Raw genomic sequence first — 17,452 nt, forward strand, 5'->3', positions numbered from 1 at the left:
ACGGAAAGCCCGCAACGCACAGAACCCCGCACCCCACAAACCCGGCAAATTAACCGAGCGCAGACTTCACGACATCAGCCAGCCGCCCGGCAACACTCCGAGCCTGCTCGATGTCAGCCGCCTCCACCATGACCCGGACCAGCGGCTCCGTCCCGGAGGGACGCAACAGCACCCGCCCGGTAGCCCCCAGCTCCCGCTCGGCCTCGGAGACAGCCGCAGCCAGCTCCCCAGAGGTCTTCACCCGGGACTTGTCCACATCGGGGACGTTGATGAGCACCTGAGGCAGCCGCTCCATGACGGAAGCCAGCTCCCGCAGCGACTTGCCCGTCTCGGCCACGCGCGCGGCGAGCATGAGCCCCGTCAGCGTGCCGTCACCGGTCGTCGCGTGGTCCAGGATGATCACGTGCCCGGACTGCTCACCACCGAGCGCGTACCCGTGCTGCTTCATCGACTCCAGCACGTACCGGTCGCCCACCGCGGTCTGCACCAGCTGGATGCCCTCGCGCTCCATGGCCAGCTTGAACCCGAGGTTGGACATGACGGTGGCGACGACGGTGTCGGACCGCAGCGCGCCCCGCTCCCGCATGGCGAGGGCGAGGACGGCCAGGATCTGGTCGCCGTCGATCTCCTCACCGGTGTGGTCCACCGCGAGGCACCGGTCGGCGTCCCCGTCGTGCGCGATACCGAACGCGGCCTCGTGCTCGACGACCGCGGCCTTGAGCTTGTCGAGGTGGGTCGAGCCGCAGCCGTCGTTGATGTTGAGGCCGTCCGGCTCGGCGCCGATGGTGACGATCTCCGCGCCGGCCCGGGAGAACGCCTCGGGCGACACCCACGCGGCCGCGCCGTGCGCCTCGTCGAGGACGATCTTCAGGCCGTCGAGGCGGTTGGGCAGGACGCCGACGAGGTGGGCGACGTACTTGTCGAAGCCCTCGTCGTAGTTGCGGACCCGGCCCACGCCCGACCCGGTCGGCCGGTCCCACGGCGCGCCGGTGCGGTGCTCCTCGTAGACGGACTCGATACGGTCCTCCAGCTCGTCGGCGAGCTTGTGGCCGCCGCGGGCGAAGAACTTGATGCCGTTGTCGGGCATGGCGTTGTGGCTGGCGGAGAGCATGACGCCCAGGTCGGCGCCGAGCGCACCGGTCAGGTACGCGACGGCCGGCGTGGGCAGGACGCCGACGCGCAGCACGTCCACCCCGGCGCTGGCGAGGCCCGCGACGACCGCGGCCTCCAGGAACTCCCCGGACGCGCGCGGGTCCCGTCCGACCACCGCGGTCGGCCGGTGGCCCTGGAAGGTGCCCGCCTCGGCCAGCACGTGGGCCGCCGCGACGGAGAGACCGAGGGCCATCTCGGCCGTCAGATCCGCGTTGGCGACACCGCGCACGCCGTCCGTGCCGAAGAGTCGTCCCACTTGTCCTCCTGAGAAAAGCGTCAGTTCGGGAAGGGCGTGCCGGTGCGGCTCGCGCACACCGCTTCCGTACCGGGCGCACGAGGGGCTCGATGCCCGGTGTTCAGATGACACAGGCCCACGATCGCCTTGTGTCGTTATACGCCCATCACTGGGATAAACCCATCACTGGGATAAACGAACGCCCCGACGGCACGTGGCGTGCCGCCGGGGCGTTCGAAGTACGCAGGCGGGGCAGGGCCCCGAAGACGTACGAGCAGGCAGCGAAGCTTAGCGCTTGCTGTACTGCGGGGCCTTGCGGGCCTTCTTCAGACCGGCCTTCTTGCGCTCGACCGCACGGTCGTCGCGCTTGAGGAAGCCGGCCTTCTTCAGCGGGCCGCGGTTGTTGTCGACGTCGGCCTCGTTCAGCGCACGGGCCACGCCGAGGCGCAGGGCGCCGGCCTGGCCGGAGACGCCGCCACCGGCGATGCGGGCGATGACGTCGTAGCGGCCCTCGAGCTCGAGAACCTTGAACGGCTCGTTGACTTCCTGCTGGTGCACCTTGTTCGGGAAGTAGTCCTCGAGGGTGCGACCGTTGATCTTCCACTTGCCGGTGCCCGGGACGATCCGGACGCGGGCGATGGCGTTCTTGCGACGGCCCAGGCCGGCGGCCGGCTGGGGCTCGCCGAAGCGGGAGGCGAGGGACTCGGTGGTGTACTCGCCCTCCACCGGAACCTCGGACTCGGTGGTGTAGCTGTCGATGTCAAGCTCTTCGAGCGGCTGCTCGGCAGTGGTCTCGGCCACGATGCTCCTCAGATTCTCTTCAGTCTTAGGGGGTGGCCGGACTTACTGCGCGACCTGGGTGATCTCGAACGGCACCGGCTGCTGGGCAGCGTGCGGGTGCTGGTCGCCCGAGTAGACCTTCAGCTTGGAGAGCATCTGACGGCCCAGGGTGTTCTTGGGGAGCATGCCCTTGACGGCCTTCTCGATGGCCTTCTCGGGGTTCTTGGCCAGCAGCTCGTCGTAGCGGACGGAGCGCAGACCACCCGGGTAGCCGGAGTGGCGGTACGCCATCTTCTGGGTCCGCTTGTTGCCGGACAGGTGCACCTTGTCGGCGTTGATGATGATGACGAAGTCACCGGTGTCGACGTGGGGCGCGTAGATCGGCTTGTGCTTGCCCCGCAGAAGGGACGCGGCGGTGGTGGCGAGACGACCCAGGACAACGTCCTGAGCGTCGATGACGTGCCACTGGCGCGTCACATCGCCGGGCTTGGGGCTGTACGTACGCACGGTTCGTAGCCTTCGCTTCGAGTGAATGGTCCTGAACAGGTCACCGAAACGATCACGACAGCCTTGACCGCACTGCGGTGACGCAAACCGCGTGCTGGTCGCTGGTCATCGGCCCGGTGGACCGGTGTAAGGGCCCGTCCCGTGAGAATGAGCAAGCCAATACACAACGAACACGCAGGATACCTGCGGCGCCACGGCCGGGTCAAAACGAGCCGGAACGCCACCGCTGGGGGCTGTTCGAAGCACCCAGTCTACGCGTACGCCCCGCACGGGGCCCCTCTAAGATGCACCCCCATGAGCTATGGGCAGGGGGGACCCCAGTCCCAGTGGGATCCCTGGACACCGCATTCGCAGCAGCAGTCCTGGAACAGCGGCACCGACGGAACCCCGGACTGGGCGGCGCTGGCCGAGGCGTCGGAGGCGCGCAAGAAGCGACGCCGGCTGCTGATGGTCGTCGGCGGCGCGCTGGCCACCGTCGCGGTGGGCGCGGCCGTCGCCGTGGCCGTGGTCTCGGCGAACGACGGCGGGCCCGAGGCGAACGGGCCGGCCTCGCAGCTGCCCGCGACGGCCGACATCCCCAGCTCCACGGGCCCGGCGCCGTCCTTCGAGCCGACGACCGCGCCGCCGCCGCTGGACCCCAAGGACTTCGTCTCCAGCAAGAACAAGGACACGGCCCCGCTGAGCCCGGACATCCTCTTCCCGGGCACGCAGCTGACCATGGGCGAGACCGTGTACCGCAAGGGCCCGACCGCGGACACCAAGAACTGCGCCTCCGCCACCCAGGGCACGCTCCCGAAGGTCCTCAAGGACAACGACTGCCGGCGTCTGCTGCGCGTGACGTACATCAAGGACGGCGTCGCGGTGACCGTCGGCGTGGCCGTCTTCGACACCGAGGCGCAGGCCACCCTCGCCAAGGGTCAGGCCGACTCCAAGAGCCTGGTGCGGGCACTGTCCGGCAACGGCGTCAAGGACTTCTGCGACGGCGCGGTCTGCCGCTCGACGACGAACAGCTACGGCCGGTACGCCTACTTCACCGTCACCGGGTTCACCGCCGGCAAGGACGTCACCACCAAGGACACCGCGGTGTTCAAGCAGGGCGACGACCTGGCCGAGTTCACCTTCCGCCAGATCCGCCGCCGCGGCGAGGCCCAGGCGTCGGCGGCGGCCCAGCAGTAGCGCTCAGCGGCGCTTGAGGCGCAGCCGGATCGGCACCACCGCCGACTCCAGCTGTGTGCGCAGCGTCATCTTGGAGGTGCCCTCCATCCGCTCCTCGAAGCGGATGGGGACCTCCACCGCCCGGTGCCCGGCGCGTACGGCCTTGTACTTCAGCTCCACCTGGAAGCTGTAGCCCGCGCTGTCCAGGGCGGCCAGGTCGACGTCGCGCAGCGTGGCGGCCGACCACAAGTTGAAGCCGGCGGTGATGTCCCGGATGTCGGTGCCGAGCACGGTCCGGGCGTAGCGGTTGGCGAACCGCGACAGCAGCACCCGGTGCCGGCCCCACTCCTCGTCCAGCGCGCCGCCCTCGACGTACCGGCTGCCGACCACCAGGCCGACATCCTGGGCCAGGGCCGTGTCGAGCATGCGCGGCACGGCGTCCACCGGGTGGCTGCCGTCGGCGTCCATCTGGACCACGTACTCGGCGCCCTCGGCGAGCGCCGCACTCATACCGGCCACGTAGGCGCGCCCGAGCCCGTCCTTCTCCGTGCGGTGCAGCACGCTCATGCGCGGGCCGTCGGCGTTGTACTTCTCCGCCAGCTCCTCGGCGATCCGCCCGGTGCCGTCCGGGCTGGAGTCGTCGACGACCTTCAGCCGCAGCCCCGGCAACGGAAGCCCCAGCACCGCCTCGGCCATGCGCGGCAGGTTGGCCGCCTCGTTGTAGGTGGGCATCACCACGGTGACGCGGACGCCCTCCATGTCGTAGGTCATCTCCCTTTCCCCTCCCCTGCGGGCGCGGTGTGCCCTGCGCCCGAAACCCGATACGGCCCCCCTCGGCCGCTCAGGACGTCTTGACCCAGATCCGGTAGGAGGTCGTCGCCCCCGGCATCTCGTGCGGGATCTTGCCGATCAGCCGGTAGTGGCCGCTTCTGGTGATCTCCCGCGCGAGGAACTCCTCCAGGTCCGGGGTGGCGATGCCGTCCAGCAGGACGAGATCGAAGTAGCCGTCCTGGAGGGCGAGGCGGTACGCCTCCCGGCCCTCGTGGGGCTTGCCCTGCTTGTCCGAGTAGCCGAAGCCGTACGTCGAGGACCACTGCGCGTGGTCGGTCTTGTCGCGCAGGTAGTACGTCGGCACCTCGTAGGTCGCGCCGAGGTAGTGGCCGTCGGGCTTCATGTACGGCTCGATCGCCTGGACCATCGCCCGGGAGTCGGGCCACAGCCCGAACCGCCACTCGGACTGGGAGACGCCGAGGCACAGGGCCGACACCCACAGCAGGATGCCCAGCTGCGGGTAGCGGAAGTGTTTGCCGACCAGCCGTATCACCCCGACACCCGCCATCGGCGCGGCGAAGAGCAGGCCGAAGTCGAGGTGCTTGTAGAGCGAGACCGAGGTCTGCAGATGGATCTGGTACGCCGGGGCCAGCAGCGCGGTGCAGGTGAGCACCGTGCCGAGCAGGGTGCGCCAGCGCCAGCCGGGGCCCATCAGGCCGTAGGAGCGCGGGGACTCGTTCATCCGGCCGCGCAGCATGTAGGCGAGAGCGCCCGCGACGGCGGTGGCGAACATCAGGCCGCCCCACTCGACGGACTTCTCGATCAGCGACATCGCGGAGTCGGTGCCGTGCTGCCGGTTGGTGGTGGTCTGCTGCACGCCGGCGAGCACGTCGGTGTACAGCAGACCCAGGCCGGCGAGGGCGGCCGTGCCCAGGCCCAGCACGAAGGCGCGCAGCAGGGCGGCCCAGCCGCGACTGTGCCAGGCGGTCAGCGCGGCGAGCACGACGAGCGTCGGCAGATAGAGCCCGGAGGCGTACTTCACCGCGACCGCCAGCACCATGACCGGCGCGGCGAGCAGCACGGCCACGATCGGGCCCCGGCCGGTGCGTACGACGATCCACGCGGCGAGCGCCAGCAGGAAGATCGCCGGTGCGTCGTAGGTGGCGAAGAAGCCGAGGACGATGCTGGGCTGGGTCACCGCGAACAGCGCCGCGGCCGCGAGGGCCACGCGCTCGTTGAACAGGCGCCGGGTGAAGGAGTACAGCAGGGCCGTCGCGCCGAGCATGCAGACGAGGCTGAGCAGCCGGGCCCCGGTCAGGCCGAAGTACCCGTCCACGAACGCGGCCGCCACCGGGTAGAGCATCGGCGAGCCGGAGAAGTACTTCTCGTAGCCGTTGTTCAGCGGGGTGCCGTCGGTCCAGTGGTCGATGATGTTGTGCCCGGCCGCCACATAGAGGGCCTCGTCCTGGAAGGCCGTGTTGGCCAGCCGCAGCGAGAGCGCCGCCTGGATCACGAGGATCACCAGGAGGATGCCCCGGCTGACCCGGTCGCGGCGCCGGCTCGGCTTGTCGTCCCAGCCGGCCTCGGGCGTCTCGGGCACGTGGTAGGCGGGCTGCTCCGGCTCCCAGAACTCCTGCCGCTCCCAGCTCTCCTGCGGCGCGGGGTCCGGCACCGGCTGCTGCTGCCAGTACTCCTGCGGGTACGGCTCGGCCTGGACGTCGTAGCCGTAGTGCTGTTGCTGGTACGCGTCCTGGTAGTACGGGTGATCGGACTGGTCGGCGTAGGGGTCGTACGGCTGGGGCGTGTAGTGCTCGTATCGGGAGGTCATCACGGCTTCCGTACGTCGAAGCCGAACCGGTCGTCGGCGGCCAGGCGCTTGAACTCCTCCAGCGCCAGCGGGCTCGCCTCCAGTCGCCAGTCGGCGCGCTTGTTGTGGTTGAACCAGATGAAGCCGAGCAGGTCGTCGTCCGCGGTCACGCTCTCGAAGAGGATGCGGATGTCGTCCCGGCGCCGCTCACCGGCCATGGCGGCGGTCTCCAGCAGGATCATCGGCTTCTCGGTGAAGCCGCGCACCTGCTTCTGGGTGGGCCCGAAGACGCTGTCGAAGGCGTTGGGCTGCTCGACGGTCCAGTAGCCGATCAGACCGATCCAGTCGACGTAGCCGTCGCCGGGGTAGTACGGCTCGAGCTTGACGCTCGCTACGGGGTTGACGATGTTCGGCGACCAGGCCCAGATCACGTTGGTCGCGCCGACCTCGGCGAAGGCGTCGTGCAGGTGCCGCCAGGCGGCGACGTACTGCTGGGGCGTTGCGTACTTGGTGCCCCACTTCTCCCAGTGGCCGTTGAACTCGTCGGCGAAGGAGATCACGACGGGCAGGTTCAGCCTGCGGACCGCCGTCGCGTACTCGGTGAGGTAGGCGTCCGATCTGCCCGCGGCGATGTCGGCGAGGGAGACGTCGAACGGCTCCCAGGAAACCAGCGTCAGGGCGCCCTCGCGCCAGGCGTTGCGCACGCCGGTGGCGTCGAAGCCGTCGCCCCAGGCGGCGTAGTACTCGATGAGGTTGGGCTGCTTGCCGACCATGTCGGAGTAGGCCCGGTAGCCGTCCATGGAGTTCGGCGCGCCCTCGACAGCGGCGCCGAAGTACTTCTTCTTCGGCCGCAGCAGCGGGACGACGTCGTAGGGGACGGCCGCCTCCGCGCTCTGGGAGACCCGCGGGCCGCCCTCGCCGCCGCCGTTCGCCGAGTCTCCGGCGCCGGTGTCGTCGTCGCCGAGCAGCGAGCAGCCGGTGAGCGCGAGCAGGGTGATCAGGCAGGCCGCGAGGGCCGCACGGGTGCGGGTGAGGAAGGTCATCGGGCCGTCGCCTCCGCGCGGGGCTGGACCAGGACGCGGCCGACGACGAGCGCGTAGAACAGCCCCGAGGACAGGATCAGCGCGAAGTCGGGGGCGTCCATGGTGAAGGTGCGGTACACCGCGGCGAGAACCCAGATCAGGGCCGTGCCGCCGCTCCAGACCCACATGCCGATCCAGAAGCGCCGGGTCTTGTTCTTCTTGGCGCCCGAGGAGCCGGTCGGCTGCCATCCCATGCGGTTCTTGCGCAGGATGTCCCAGATGGCGAAGACGTGCGCCCAGCCGTACATCATGCGGGCGGCCCAGGCCTCGAGGCGGTAGGGGGCGCGGTGCCACATCGGGAAGACGATCGTGGTGTAGAGGATGCTCGGCGCGACCAGCAGCAGATGCTCCAGCATCAGCTTCTCCGGCATGGCCAGCAGCAGCACGATCGGGATGACCGGGGCGGCGAAGGTGAACAGTGCCGTGTGGATGTAGTAGAAGAAGCCGGACATGTAGCAGAGCCGGCTGGAGAACTTGATCCTCGCCTGCCAGAACTTGCGGCTGCCGAGCAGGCTCATGGAGCCGGAGCACCAGCGGTACTGCTGGTTGAAGAAGGCGCCGGCGTTGTCGGGGCACACGCCCGTGGACACCGCGACCGGCACATAGCGCAGGTCCCAGCCGAGGCCGCGCAGGTCGAAGCCGGTGTGCACGTCCTCGGAGTGCTCGATGAGGGTGGTGCCGCCGTTGGTCTCCAGGGCGGCGCGCCGGTAGACGGCACAGCTGCCGACGCAGATCGCGCCGTCGCTGCCCTGCCGGGAGACCTGCACGGAGCGGTAGAACAGCTCCTGCACCGCGCCCGCGCCGCGCTCGATCCAGTTCTGCGAGTCCAGGACCCGGAAGTACTGCGGCGACTGGACGATCCCGATGCGCGGGTCCGCGGCCATGTAGGGCAGCAGTTCTTCGAGCAGGTCGGCGCGCGGGGTGAAGTCGGCGTCCAGGATGAGGATGAACTCGCCGTCGGACTGGGCGAACCCGAAGTGGAGGTTGCCGGCCTTCTTGAACCAGCCGCGGTTCTCCCGGGTGCCGTAGCGGAACCCGAAGTCCCGCGCCATGGCCTCCAGTTCGGGACTGGCGGAGTCGTCGAGCACGAACGGCACACAGACGCCCGGGTAGTGGTCGGCCATCTCCCGCACGTGCTTCCAGGTGTTGTGCAGCACCTCGATGGGCTCACCGCACACCGGCAGGAAGACATCCACGGTCGGATACACCTCAGGGCGCCAGTTGTGCACCAGGCGCTTGTGGTGGCCGATGTCGAAGTCGCGGGTGAAGCCGTTCACCCGCAGCGACACCAGGTAGTACAGCACCGTGAAGACCAGCAGCGGCGTGTACGCCCACAGGATGGGCGTGGACTGCGCCAGCTTGAACTGACTCACCGTCAGACAGCAGAAGCTGACGAGCGAACTGACCGTCAGAATCCACAGATACCGGCGTGCGTACGAGTACTTCTCCCGGTCCGTCGGAGGCAGCGGCAGCAGACCCGGCGAAGCCTGTCCCCCACGCCCCGCCCTGCGCCGGCCGCCGCTCTGCCGTACGGCACGACGGCCGCCGGCGCGCACGGGTCCCACAGAACTCATGCCTAAGAAACCCACCCTGGGCCACAACAGCCCGTCGACCCCCACCCTGGCCCGGCCTCCCCATTCGAACCAATGGCCGAGCAGGGAAAGGCTATACGGGAGGTGTGAAAGTCGTAAGAGGTGAGTGAAGGTTTACGTCCGGTATGTCGCCATATGCCGGAAGTTCTGGTGAGAAAAGCAGGTAACTAACAGGTTTCGCACCCGGACGAACCGGGCAGTGACCGCCGGTTCCGTGCCTCCCGGCTCCGCGCCGCGAGCAGTTCGTCCGCCGGATAGCCGACCTCTTCCAGCGTCAGCCCGTGCGGCCGTACGACATGGACGGCCGAGTCGCGCACCCCGGCGGCCAGCACCTTGGCGGGCCAGTCCGTCGGGCGGTGACCGTCCCCGACGAACAGCAGCGCGCCGATCAGCGAGCGCACCATGTTGTGGCAGAACGCGTCCGCCCGCACGGTCGCCGTGATGATCCCGTCCCCGCCCTTGACCAGACTCAGCTCCTGCAGCGTGCGGATGGTCGTGGCGCCCTCGCGCTTCTTGCAGTACGCCGCGAAGTCGTGCTCCCCCAGCAGCCCCCGCGCCGCCTCGTTCATGGCGTCCACGTCGAGCGGCCAGTCGTGCCACAGGACATGGCCCCGCAGCAGGGGGTCCACTCCCCCGGGGTTGTCGGTGACCCGGTAGGCGTAGCGCCGCCACACCGCCGAGAAGCGGGCGTTGAACCCGCTGGGCGCCTCGCGCAGCGCCCACACCCGCACATCCTTCGACAACCGCCCGGCGAGCCGCTTCAGCAGCTTCTCGTGATGCTCACGCCATACGCCCTCGGGCAGATCCACATGCGCCACCTGCCCCCGCGCATGCACCCCGGCATCGGTCCGCCCGGCCACCGTCAGCTCGTACGTCTCCCGCGACCGCGTCACCGTCCGCAGCGCGTCCTCGATCTCGCCCTGCACGGTCCGCCGCCCGCCGGCCTGCTTGGCCCAGCCGGAGAAGTCGGTCCCGTCGTAGGACAGGTCGAGTCGGATACGCACGAACCCAGGCGCAGCTTCTTCACTCACGTACAGATCCTCTCAGGAACACAAGAGCGGGCCCGCTCCTGTGAAGGAACGGGCCCGCAACGCCCTAAAGGGGCGCGGGGAACTGCGCGACAAGCCACGACGAAGCCGCAGCCGCGATCGAACAGTCACCCGGCAGAACGCTTACGCGTCCTTCGACTCCTCGGCAGGAGCCTCGGTCGCCTCGGTCGCCTCGGTGGCCTCGGCGGGAGCCTCGGCCTCCTTGACCGCACGCTGGGTGGCGGCCTCGGCCTCACCCGTCGCCTGCTGCGCGACCGTCAGCGCCTCGACCAGCTCGATGACAGCCATGGGCGCGTTGTCGCCACGGCGGTTGCCGATCTTGGTGATGCGGGTGTAACCACCGGGACGGTTCTCGTAGCGCGGGCCGATCTCGGTGAAGAGCGTGTGCACGATGCCCTTGTCCGTGATGACCTGAAGCACCTGACGGCGGTTGTGAAGGTCACCCTTCTTCGCCTTGGTGATCAGACGCTCGGCGTACGGACGCAGACGGCGCGCCTTCGCCTCGGTGGTGGTGATGCGGCCGTGCTCGAAGAGGCTCTTCGCCAGGTTCGCGAGGAGGAGCTTCTCGTGCGCGGCGCCGCCGCCCAGACGGGCACCCTTGGTGGGCTTCGGCATGTTCTTTCTCCTGTGTGTCTGCCCCGGCCGTATCAGGTACCGGGGTCAGGAACCCGATGAGCGGATGCTCACCGGCAAGGACCGATCAAGTACTGATCAGTACTGCTCGGTCTCCACGAAACCCGCGTCCGCGTCGTCGTCGGCGCCGAAGGCGTCGGCAGCGGCCGTGGGGTCGAATCCGGGCGGGCTGTCCTTGAGGGCCAGGCCCATGCCGGCCAGCTTCGCCTTGACCTCGTCGATGGACTTCGCACCGAAGTTGCGAATGTCGAGGAGGTCGGCCTCGGAACGCGCGACGAGCTCACCCACGGAGTGGATGCCCTCACGCTTGAGGCAGTTGTAGGAGCGGACCGTGAGCTCCAGCTCCTCGATCGGCAGCGCGAGATCGGCGGCCAGGGCGGCGTCCGTGGGGGACGGGCCCATGTCGATGCCCTCGGCGTCGATGTTGAGCTCGCGCGCCAGACCGAACAGCTCGACCAGGGTCTTACCGGCCGACGCCATGGCGTCACGCGGACGCATGGCCTGCTTGGTCTCGACGTCGACGATCAGCTTGTCGAAGTCGGTGCGCTGCTCGACACGCGTGGCCTCGACCTTGTACGTGACCTTCAGCACGGGGCTGTAGATGGAGTCGACCGGGATACGGCCGATCTCCTGGCCCACCTGCTTGTTCTGCACGGCGGAGACGTAACCACGGCCACGCTCGACCGTGAGCTCCATCTCGAGCTTGCCCTTGCCGTTGAGCGTGGCGAGGACGAGGTCGGGGTTGTGCACCTCGACACCGGCCGGGGGCGCGATGTCGGCGGCGGTGACCAGACCCGGGCCCTGCTTGCGCAGGTACATCACGACCGGCTCGTCGTGCTCCGAGGAGACGACCAGCTGCTTGATGTTGAGGATCAGGTCGGTGACGTCCTCCTTGACGCCCGGCACGGTGGTGAACTCGTGCAGCACGCCGTCGATCCGGATGCTGGTGACAGCAGCGCCGGGGATCGAGGAGAGGAGGGTACGGCGGAGGGAGTTGCCGAGGGTGTAACCGAAGCCCGGCTCCAGCGGCTCGATCACGAACCGGGAGCGGAACTCGTCGACGACCTCTTCGGTCAACGAGGGACGCTGAGCGATCAGCATGTGTGGATCAGATCCTTCTTTCGTGGACGCCCGCTATTTGACGCCCGACGGAACCGCGCCGCATACACGGCACAGGTACTACAAGGGTACGGGCGGTACGCCCCTTACAGAGCCGTACCGCCCGAGAAGCCCGAGAAAAGCGAGGTCAGACGCGACGACGCTTCGGCGGACGGCAGCCGTTGTGCGGGGTCGGGGTGACGTCCTGGATGGAGCCGACCTCGAGGCCCGTGGCCTGCAGGGAGCGGATCGCGGTCTCACGACCGGAGCCCGGGCCCTTGACGAACACGTCGACCTTGCGCATGCCGTGCTCCTGGGCGCGGCGGGCAGCCGACTCGGCGGCCATCTGCGCGGCGAACGGCGTGGACTTCCGGGAGCCCTTGAAGCCGACGTGGCCGGCGGAGGCCCAGGAGATCACGTTGCCGGACGGGTCCGTGATCGACACGATCGTGTTGTTGAACGTGCTCTTGATGTGCGCGTGGCCGTGAGCGACGTTCTTCTTTTCCTTGCGGCGCACCTTCTTGGCAGCGCCCTGACGTCCCTTGGGGGGCATCCTTTAACTCCTACGGGAGGTGGTCGGTCCTACAGCGAAGACCGTGGACAGGTGTCCGCTGCGGACTACTTCTTGCCCGGCTTCTTCTTGCCGGCGATGGCGCGACGCGGGCCCTTGCGGGTACGAGCGTTGGTGCTGGTGCGCTGACCGCGGACGGGCAGACCGCGACGGTGACGCAGACCCTGGTAGCAGCCGATCTCGACCTTGCGGCGGATGTCGGCCTGGATCTCGCGACGGAGGTCACCCTCGGTCTTGATGTTGTTGTCGACGTACTCGCGGATCGCGACGAGCTGCTCCTCGGAGAGGTCGCGAACGCGGGTGTTGGGGTCGACGCCGGTCGCAGCCAGCGTCTCCTTCGAGAGGGTCCGGCCGATGCCGAACACGTAGGTGAGGGCGACCTCCACGCGCTTGTCGCGCGGGATGTCAACACCGGAAACGCGTGCCATTCAATGGCTCCTGGTGATCTTCGGAGGTCTTCCGCAGAACCGACTCCCAGCCGCCGTACCAGGTACGAACTGGGTCCCCGGCCTCCGAACCGGGGGTGTCAGGCGATCGCTCGTAGGCGCGCCTGGGCTCTGCGTATGAACAAATTCAGCTCGCGTCGCGCGAAGACTCTGCAATAGAGGTGCAGAGGGTGTGATCTGCTGCGATCAGCCCTGGCGCTGCTTGTGGCGCGGGTTCTCGCAGATGATCATGACCCGGCCGTGACGGCGGATCACCCTGCACTTGTCGCAGATCTTCTTGACGCTCGGCTTGACCTTCATTGGGTGAGGTTCTCCGGGTCAGTGCCATCGCCGCGGGGAGACCCCGGGGCGCGGGCAAGATCTACTTGTACCGGTAGACGATCCGGCCACGGGTCAGGTCGTACGGAGACAGCTCCACCACGACCCGGTCGTCAGGGAGGATGCGGATGTAGTGCATGCGCATCTTGCCGCTGATGTGTGCCAGAACCTGGTGGCCGTTCTGGAGCTCGACCTTGAACATGGCGTTCGGAAGAGACTCGACGACAGTGCCCTCGATCTCGATGGCACCTTGCTTCTTGGCCACGCTTCGCCCTTCGAATCGACTACCTTGATCGGCTTCCGTGAGGCATGCAGACATGCGGATACACGAGAGCCGACGAGTCAGTCTACGTCAGCGCATCCGGAAACACGAATCGGGCGAGTTCCGAGGAGTCTGCCCTGCTGGAGAGATCCCTAAGCGCAGCCCACCCAGGGGCGCAGGGGACTATGCCAGCGGGTCGGGAGCGGCCGTCACTCCGTACTCCGCCAGCTTCGCCTTGCCGCCGTCAGGGGCAGTGAGCACAAGAGGGCCCTCAGCCGTCAGCGCGACCGAGTGCTCCCAGTGGGACGACCACGTGCCGTCGGTCGTGATGACGGTCCAGTCGTCCGACAGGACCTCCGTGCGCGGCGTGCCCAGCGACACCATCGGCTCGATGGCCAGGCAGAAGCCGGGGACCAGCTTGGGACCCTTGCCGCGGCGCCGGTCGACGTAGTTCAGCAGGTGCGGGTCCATGTGCATCTCGGTGCCGATGCCGTGGCCGCCGTAGTCCTCGATGATCCCGTAGCGGCCGCCGCCCGGCTTCGGCTGGCGGCGGATGTACGTCTCGATCGCCTTGGAGATGTCGAGAAGCCGGTTGCCCTGCTTCATCGCGGCGATGCCGGCCCACATCGACTCCTCGGTCACCCGGGAGAGCTCGATCAGCTCCGGGGCGTGACCGGAGCCCACGAAGGCCGTGTAGGCGGCGTCACCGTGCCAGCCGTCGACGATCGCGCCGCAGTCGATGGAGATGATGTCGCCGTCCTTCAGGACGACGTCCTCCGCGGGGATGCCGTGGACGACGACCTCGTTGACCGAGGTGCAGATCGTGGCGGGGAAGCCGCCGTAGCCGAGGAAGTTCGACTTCGCGCCGTGCTCGGCGAGCACCTTGCGCGCGACCTCGTCGAGATCCTTGGTCGTGGCCCCCGGGACCGCGGCCTCGCGCGTGGCCGCGTGGATGGCCGCCACGACCAGGCCCGCCGCACGCATCTTGGCGATCTGCTCGGGGGTCTTGATCTGCACCATGGGGACTACGGCCTTTCTGGACCGGAAGAACGGATGACTCAACCATCCACGATAAACAGCCTAGCCACACAGCAGCCGCGGCCCCTTCGGGAAGGGACCGCGGCTACGGCGACGTACGGACGCTTACGCGTCTTCGCGCGTGAGCGCGGTCAGGGCGCGCTCGGTGACCTCGTCGACCGGGCCCATGGCCTCGATCGTGACCACCAGGCTCTGGGCCTTGTAGTAGTCGATGATCGGCTCGGTCTGCGTGTGGTAGACCTCGAGCCGGTTGCGGACCGTCGCCTCGGTGTCGTCGTCACGCTGGTACAGCTCGCCGCCGCAGACGTCGCAGACGCCTTCCTTGGCGGGCTTCTTGTACGTGACGTGGAAGACGTGCGCGGAGTCGTTGCGGCAGATGCGCCGGCCGGCGATCCGCTTGACGACCTCCTCCTCGGGGGCCTCCAGGTCCAGTACCGCGTCCAGCTTGATGCCCTCGGTCGTCAGCAGCTCGTCCAGCGCCTCGGCCTGCGAGACATTGCGCGGGAAGCCGTCCAGCAGGAAGCCGTTCTCCGCGTCCGGCTGCTCCATGCGGTCCTTGGCCATGGCGATGGTGACCTCGTCGGGGACGAGGTTGCCGGCGTCCATGTAGGACTTGGCGAGCTTGCCCAGCTCGGTCTGCTGGCTGATGTTGGCCCGGAACAGGTCGCCCGTGGAGATGTGCGGTACCCGCAGCTTCTCAGCGAGGCGCGTGGCCTGCGTACCCTTACCGGGCACCCGGCGGCCCGACGAGGACGATTCGCATCAGCGGAGGAACCCTTCGTAATTGCGCTGCTGGAGCTGGCTCTCGATCTGCTTCACCGTCTCGAGACCGACACCCACGATGATCAGGATGCTGGTACCGCCGAACGGGAAGTTCTGGTTCGCCCCAAAACCAACCAACGCCATCGTCGGCACGAGAGCGATCAGGCCCAAGTACAGCGAACCCGGCCAGGTGATCCGGTTGAGCACGTACGAGAGGTACTCAGCGGTCGGTCGGCCAGCCCGGATGCCCGGGATGAAGCCACCATACTTCTTCATGTTGTCGGCGACTTCCTCGGGGTTGAACGAGATCGCCACATAGAAGAACGCGAAGAACACGATGAGCAAGAAGTACAAGCTGATGTAAATCGGGTGGTTACCGCTGACCAGCGTGGACTCGATCCAGGTCTTCCAGCCCGAGGTGCTCTTCGAGAACTGGGCGATCAGAGCCGGAATGTAGAGCAGCGACGAAGCGAAGATGACGGGAATCACACCCGCCTGGTTCACCTTCAGCGGGATGTACGTGGACGTACCGCCGTAGGAGCGGCGGCCGATCATCCGCTTCGCGTACTGCACCGGAATACGGCGCTGGGCCTGCTCGACGAAGACCACCAGGCCGACCATCACGAGGCCGACGAGGATGACGGTGCCGAACTCGATCCAGCCGTCCGCCAGGTCGCCCTGCTCCTTGATGGCCCACAGGGCGGAGGGGAAGGACGCGGCGATCGAGATGAACATCAGGATCGACATGCCGTTGCCGATGCCGCGGTCGGTGATCAGCTCACCGAGCCACATGACGACGGCGGTGCCGGCGGTCATCGTGATGACCATCGTGATGGTGGTGAAGATCGACTGGTCGGGCACGATCGAGGCGGCCTGCGGGCAGCCGTTGAACAGCGCGCCGCTGCGAGCGGTCGCCACCAGACCGGTGCCCTGGAGGATGGCGAGGGCCACCGTCAGATAACGGGTGTACTGCGTGATCTTCGCCGTACCGGCCTGGCCCTCCTTCTTGAGGGCTTCGAGGCGCGGGATGACCACGGTCAGCAGCTGCAGAATGATGCTCGCCGTGATGTACGGCATGATGCCCAGCGCGAAGATGGTGATCTGCAGCAGCGCGCCGCCGCTGAACATGTTGACCAGACCGAACAGGCCCTGGTTGCCGGCGGATGCCTGATCCACACACGCCTGCACGGCCCGGTAGTCGACGCCAGGGATCGGAATGTGCGTACCGACCCGGTAGACGACGATGATGCCGAGCGTGAAGAGCAGCTTCTTGCGCAGGTCGGGCGTCTTGAACGCCCGGGCGAACGCGGTGAGCACGGTGCCTCCTGCGACCCCCGCGCCAGTGCGTCAAGGGTGACGGTCTTGAGGTTCGACGAATAAGTAACGGTCAACTGCCGCTCAGGGTGCCCCATGTGAGGCATCCAGTGGAAGTTGGCAGTGCAGGCCACCTTACCGGCGAGACTGCCACCCTAGGAACGACCAACCGGGGATACCCCATTTGTGGGGTATCCCCGGTCGGGATCGCTCAAGTCATCGAGACGCCTGAAGGACTCAGACGAGCTCGGTGACGGTACCGCCGGCGGCGGTGATCTTCTCCTTGGCGGAGCCGGAGACGGCGTCGACCGTCACCTGCAGCGCCACGGAGATCTCGCCCTGGCCGAGGACCTTGACGAGGCTGTTCTTGCGAACGGCACCCTTGGCGACGAGACCCTCGACGGTGACCTCGCCACCCTCCGGGTACAGCGCGGCCAGCTTGTCGAGGTTCACGACCTGGAACTCGGTCTTGAACGGGTTCTTGAAGCCCTTCAGCTTCGGAAGACGCATGTGGAGGGGCATCTGGCCACCCTCGAAGCGCTCCGGAACCTGGTAACGGGCCTTCGTACCCTTGGTACCACGACCGGCCGTCTTACCCTTCGACGCCTCACCACGACCGACACGGGTCTTGGCGGTCTTGGCGCCCGGGGCGGGACGGAGGTTGTGGATCTTGAGCGGGTTGTTCTCCGCCATGATCAGTCGACCTCCTCGACCGTCACGAGGTGGCGGACGGTGTGCACCATGCCGCGGAACTCGGGGCGGTCCTCCTTGACGACCTGCGTGTTGATGCCCTTGAGACCAAGGGAGCGCAGGGTGTCACGGTGGTTCTGCTTGCTGCCGATGTAGGACTTGACCTGCGTGATCTTGAGCTGCGCCATGA

General features: G+C 67.8%; 19 protein-coding genes and 1 pseudogene. 1 reads left to right on the top strand and 19 read right to left on the bottom strand.

Annotated features, from left to right (window positions below; genetic code table 11):
* Positions 1-49: 49 nt before the first annotated feature.
* The 3 genes from glmM to rplM all read right to left on the bottom strand — a co-directional run bounded on the left by glmM (position 50) and on the right by rplM (position 2,674).
* On the bottom strand, positions 50-1,408 hold the full coding sequence (gene glmM, locus RKD23_RS15170; protein ID WP_424854170.1) for a phosphoglucosamine mutase: 1,359 nt from the start codon (positions 1,406-1,408) through the stop codon (positions 50-52).
* A 267-nt stretch (positions 1,409-1,675) separates the two neighbouring features.
* On the bottom strand, positions 1,676-2,188 hold the full coding sequence (gene rpsI / locus RKD23_RS15175; protein WP_404043662.1) for a 30S ribosomal protein S9: 513 nt from the start codon (positions 2,186-2,188) through the stop codon (positions 1,676-1,678).
* A 42-nt stretch (positions 2,189-2,230) separates the two neighbouring features.
* Positions 2,231-2,674 (bottom strand): 50S ribosomal protein L13, encoded by a 444-nt coding sequence (gene rplM / locus RKD23_RS15180; RefSeq protein ID WP_402631455.1) that lies wholly within the window; start codon positions 2,672-2,674, stop codon positions 2,231-2,233.
* A gap of 294 nt (positions 2,675-2,968) precedes the next feature.
* Between rplM and RKD23_RS15185 the strand changes: the two genes are divergently transcribed.
* A complete protein-coding gene (locus RKD23_RS15185) occupies positions 2,969-3,850 on the top strand; it encodes a hypothetical protein (RefSeq protein ID WP_424854171.1) in 882 nt (293 codons plus the stop codon).
* Between the two features lie 3 nt (positions 3,851-3,853).
* Here the strand turns inward: RKD23_RS15185 and RKD23_RS15190 are convergent, their stop codons facing one another.
* The 16 genes and pseudogenes from RKD23_RS15190 to rpmD all read right to left on the bottom strand — a co-directional run bounded on the left by RKD23_RS15190 (position 3,854) and on the right by rpmD (position 17,450).
* On the bottom strand, positions 3,854-4,600 hold the full coding sequence (locus RKD23_RS15190) for a polyprenol monophosphomannose synthase (RefSeq protein WP_424854172.1): 747 nt from the start codon (positions 4,598-4,600) through the stop codon (positions 3,854-3,856).
* A gap of 70 nt (positions 4,601-4,670) precedes the next feature.
* The gene (locus tag RKD23_RS15195; protein WP_424854173.1) at positions 4,671-6,428 is read right to left on the bottom strand and encodes a glycosyltransferase family 39 protein; all 1,758 of its coding nucleotides are present in this window, start codon (positions 6,426-6,428) and stop codon (positions 4,671-4,673) included.
* On the bottom strand, positions 6,428-7,450 hold the full coding sequence (locus RKD23_RS15200; protein WP_424854174.1) for a glycoside hydrolase family 26 protein: 1,023 nt from the start codon (positions 7,448-7,450) through the stop codon (positions 6,428-6,430). Before RKD23_RS15200 ends, RKD23_RS15195 begins: the two co-directional genes overlap by 1 nt.
* Entirely contained in the window at positions 7,447-9,063 is a 1,617-nt protein-coding gene (locus RKD23_RS15205) for a glycosyltransferase family 2 protein (protein WP_424854175.1), read from the bottom strand. Before RKD23_RS15205 ends, RKD23_RS15200 begins: the two co-directional genes overlap by 4 nt.
* A 185-nt stretch (positions 9,064-9,248) precedes the next feature.
* Positions 9,249-10,112, bottom strand: a complete 864-nt coding sequence (truA, locus tag RKD23_RS15210; protein ID WP_424854176.1) for a tRNA pseudouridine(38-40) synthase TruA — start codon at positions 10,110-10,112, stop codon at positions 9,249-9,251.
* 141 nt (positions 10,113-10,253) lie between these two features.
* Positions 10,254-10,745, bottom strand: coding sequence for a 50S ribosomal protein L17 (rplQ, locus tag RKD23_RS15215; RefSeq protein ID WP_424854177.1), 492 nt, complete (start codon positions 10,743-10,745; stop codon positions 10,254-10,256).
* A 96-nt stretch (positions 10,746-10,841) separates the two neighbouring features.
* Positions 10,842-11,864, bottom strand: coding sequence for a DNA-directed RNA polymerase subunit alpha (locus RKD23_RS15220; protein WP_003966937.1), 1,023 nt, complete (start codon positions 11,862-11,864; stop codon positions 10,842-10,844).
* Between the two features lie 145 nt (positions 11,865-12,009).
* Positions 12,010-12,414 carry a 30S ribosomal protein S11 gene (gene rpsK, locus RKD23_RS15225; RefSeq protein WP_003956432.1) on the bottom strand — a complete coding sequence of 135 codons (405 nt, stop codon included), beginning with the start codon at positions 12,412-12,414 and terminating at the stop codon, positions 12,010-12,012.
* Positions 12,415-12,479: 65 nt separating this feature from the next.
* Entirely contained in the window at positions 12,480-12,860 is a 381-nt protein-coding gene (gene rpsM / locus RKD23_RS15230) for a 30S ribosomal protein S13 (protein ID WP_208899296.1), read from the bottom strand.
* Between the two features lie 204 nt (positions 12,861-13,064).
* Positions 13,065-13,178, bottom strand: a complete 114-nt coding sequence (rpmJ, locus tag RKD23_RS15235) for a 50S ribosomal protein L36 (protein WP_004984509.1) — start codon at positions 13,176-13,178, stop codon at positions 13,065-13,067.
* Between the two features lie 61 nt (positions 13,179-13,239).
* Complete coding sequence (gene infA, locus RKD23_RS15240) at positions 13,240-13,461, bottom strand: translation initiation factor IF-1 (RefSeq protein WP_003948620.1); 222 nt, start codon at positions 13,459-13,461, stop codon at positions 13,240-13,242.
* 180 nt (positions 13,462-13,641) lie between these two features.
* Positions 13,642-14,478, bottom strand: coding sequence for a type I methionyl aminopeptidase (gene map / locus RKD23_RS15245; protein ID WP_404043678.1), 837 nt, complete (start codon positions 14,476-14,478; stop codon positions 13,642-13,644).
* A gap of 123 nt (positions 14,479-14,601) precedes the next feature.
* Positions 14,602-15,259: pseudogene (locus RKD23_RS15250) on the bottom strand (adenylate kinase).
* Positions 15,259-16,575 carry a preprotein translocase subunit SecY gene (gene secY, locus RKD23_RS15255; protein WP_424854179.1) on the bottom strand — a complete coding sequence of 439 codons (1,317 nt, stop codon included), beginning with the start codon at positions 16,573-16,575 and terminating at the stop codon, positions 15,259-15,261. Before secY ends, RKD23_RS15250 begins: the two are co-directional and overlap by 1 nt.
* Positions 16,576-16,809: 234 nt before the next feature.
* Entirely contained in the window at positions 16,810-17,265 is a 456-nt protein-coding gene (rplO, locus tag RKD23_RS15260) for a 50S ribosomal protein L15 (protein WP_003974249.1), read from the bottom strand.
* A gap of 2 nt (positions 17,266-17,267) precedes the next feature.
* Positions 17,268-17,450, bottom strand: coding sequence for a 50S ribosomal protein L30 (gene rpmD / locus RKD23_RS15265; protein WP_003974250.1), 183 nt, complete (start codon positions 17,448-17,450; stop codon positions 17,268-17,270).
* Positions 17,451-17,452 lie beyond the last annotated feature (2 nt).

Source organism: Streptomyces sp. SAI-170, from assembly GCF_049739565.1.
In the GTDB taxonomy this organism is placed as follows: domain Bacteria; phylum Actinomycetota; class Actinomycetes; order Streptomycetales; family Streptomycetaceae; genus Streptomyces.